Annotated in this window: 2 protein-coding genes and 1 pseudogene; all 3 read left to right on the top strand. The window is 59.2% G+C overall.

Annotated features, from left to right (window positions below):
- Positions 1-164: pseudogene (locus tag CKO36_RS20005) on the top strand (ISKra4 family transposase); the annotation flags it as partial.
- A 367-nt stretch (positions 165-531) separates the two neighbouring features.
- Complete coding sequence (locus CKO36_RS18790; protein ID WP_200286433.1) at positions 532-1,221, top strand: histidine phosphatase family protein; 690 nt, start codon at positions 532-534, stop codon at positions 1,219-1,221.
- Positions 1,222-1,496: 275 nt separating this feature from the next.
- Entirely contained in the window at positions 1,497-2,075 is a 579-nt protein-coding gene (locus CKO36_RS18785) for a hypothetical protein (protein WP_200286432.1), read from the top strand.
- Positions 2,076-2,151 lie beyond the last annotated feature (76 nt).

The following is a 2,151-nucleotide window of genomic DNA, read 5'->3' as shown; positions in this document are numbered from 1 at the left end:
CCTGCAAGACGCTGGTCAAGCAGCGACTGTGCGCATCGGGCATGCGCTGGAAAACCAAAGGCGCCGGGATTGTACTCAGCCTGCGGGCGCTGAGCCAAACGACCGGGCGCTGGCAACAATTTTGGCAACGAATTGATCAATTCGGTGCCGCCTGTTTCGGGTGATCACATTATTCAAAGGCCGCACCCGTGCCGCTGGCCTGCTTTTCCTCCTTTCTTATCCTGATGCTGATCCGCTGGCCCTTGGCGAGAGTTCTGGCGTCAAGATAGCCCTGTGAGACCTGGGGTAGGTCTTGTTTCTTTTCCAAGAACAAGGCGATGTCTGCGTCAAGCGTTGAGGCTGCTTCTCGGCCCGGAGGGCTGCGAGGACGGCGATTTGGGGCGAGTTGAAAGCCAGGCAGGTTTCGCCTTCTTCTCTCCTGGGCGCCCTTCGATCCAGCGTTGGAGAATCCATGACCGGGTGGCATATACGAACTCTCGTCACAACTTGTGACGAGACTATGCCCGAATCATCACGTCTGGAGGAGCAAGCATGCCAACTCGAATCTATCTCGTCCGCCATGGGGCGACCGAACTCACGGCTGAAGACTGTTTCGCCGGGTCGACGGATGTCCCGCTCTCCGATGAGGGGCGACGCCAAGCGGCGGCGCTGGCGGAGCGGCTGAAGTGCGACCGGCTCGACGGCATCTACGCCAGCCCCATGGGCCGCACCATCGAGACCGCGCGGATTGTCGGCGCGCCGCACGACTGTCAGGTTCGGGTCGAGCCGGATCTGCGCGAGATCGCCCACGGGCACTGGGAGGAGCGGACGCGCAAGGAGATCGAGCGCGATTTCAGCGAGGAGTACGAGGCCTGGGAGGAGGATCCCCTAACGATCGCCCCGGCGGGCGGCGAATCCGGTATCCAGGTGCTGGCGCGTGCCCTGCCGGTGATGCGACGCATCGTTCAGACCCATCGCCATCAGTCGGTGCTCATCGTGTCCCACAAGGGCACCAATCGGCTTTTGATCAGCAGCCTGCTGGGGTTCGACGCGCGAGGCTACCGCGATCGGCTCGATCAGAGTCCCGCCGCCCTGACCATCCTGGAATTCGCCAACGATGTTCGCGCTCGGTTGCGGTTGTTCAACGACATTTCGCACTACGAAGCGCTGCCAGACCGCTGCACCGAGCAGCGGCTGTCGCGCTGGTGGAGTCTGCCCATCCATGGGAATGACGGCTCCTGAGCGGTGTATCGGGGGCTCGTCGCACGTCAGTCCAGTGTTCTGTACCGCATTGCCTCGCGTGGTGACGCGCGCGAGGACATGTATCGGGCAAGAAACAATGGATAGCCCCTTTTTGGCACATACTCACACGGGACTGGACAGGTAACCCGTCGTCTCCTGGATCTGGGTAGGAGCCGACGCGATGAGCAAGCTTGGGCATTCAGCCAACATCTCGCAATGTAGCGCTGCCCGGGATCGATTAAAGTTGCGCTCCTTTTCGAGGGCATGACGGATGTTTGTTGCCGCTTGTAAGCCAAGCGATGTCTGGCGATTGCCCTCCTCGGATCAGCGCTTCGCTCACTAGGGATATCATGAACCAACCCAGATTCGCCTTTGCCAATATCAATATCGCCGCCAAGCTTTGGTTCGGCATCGGCGTCCTCCTCTGTTGCAGCATCCTGGCTATCGGTGCCATGTGGTTGGGTATGCAGCAAATCCAGACCCGCTTCGACCATTTCATTGAACGGGATCAGAAACTCGCGGAGAGCTACTCCGGCATGTATGCGCAAGGCCTGCAAATGGGCCAGGCACTCCGCAATATCATCCTCGATCCTAGCAATCCCAAGGCTTATCAAAATCTTGAGCGGGCAAAGAAGGATTTCAGCACCTTGATGGGGCAGGCTCGATCCGTCCTGGACATTGAGGATCCAGCGCGCAAGGGGGTGGAGCGGATCGATACCCTGTTCGATGAGCAGGCAGGACTACATCAGCGTATTCTGAGCGCGATCAAGGGGGGCGACACGGCCTTGGCTCGACAGGTGCTTAGGGATTGTCACAAAATAAGTGTTCCATTTTGTGCTGGTGAAATAGTGTAATTCCAGTCGCCATGGAAGTCGTGTCGCTTGATGTTGACGGCAGCCAACTCAGCGGCAGTGACTTTTTGGCCGAGAG

The sequence above is a fragment of the Rhabdochromatium marinum genome (genome assembly GCF_016583795.1).
Lineage (GTDB): Bacteria > Pseudomonadota > Gammaproteobacteria > Chromatiales > Chromatiaceae > Rhabdochromatium > Rhabdochromatium marinum.
Note: the sequence above shows the minus strand (reverse complement) of the source record. Positions and strands in the feature narration are given on the sequence as shown.

Excerpts from the sequence above, each read along its gene's own strand:
- CKO36_RS18790 (WP_200286433.1), top strand. The coding sequence starts at position 532 with ATGCCAACTCGAATCTATCTCGTCCGCCATGGGGCGACCGAACTCACG.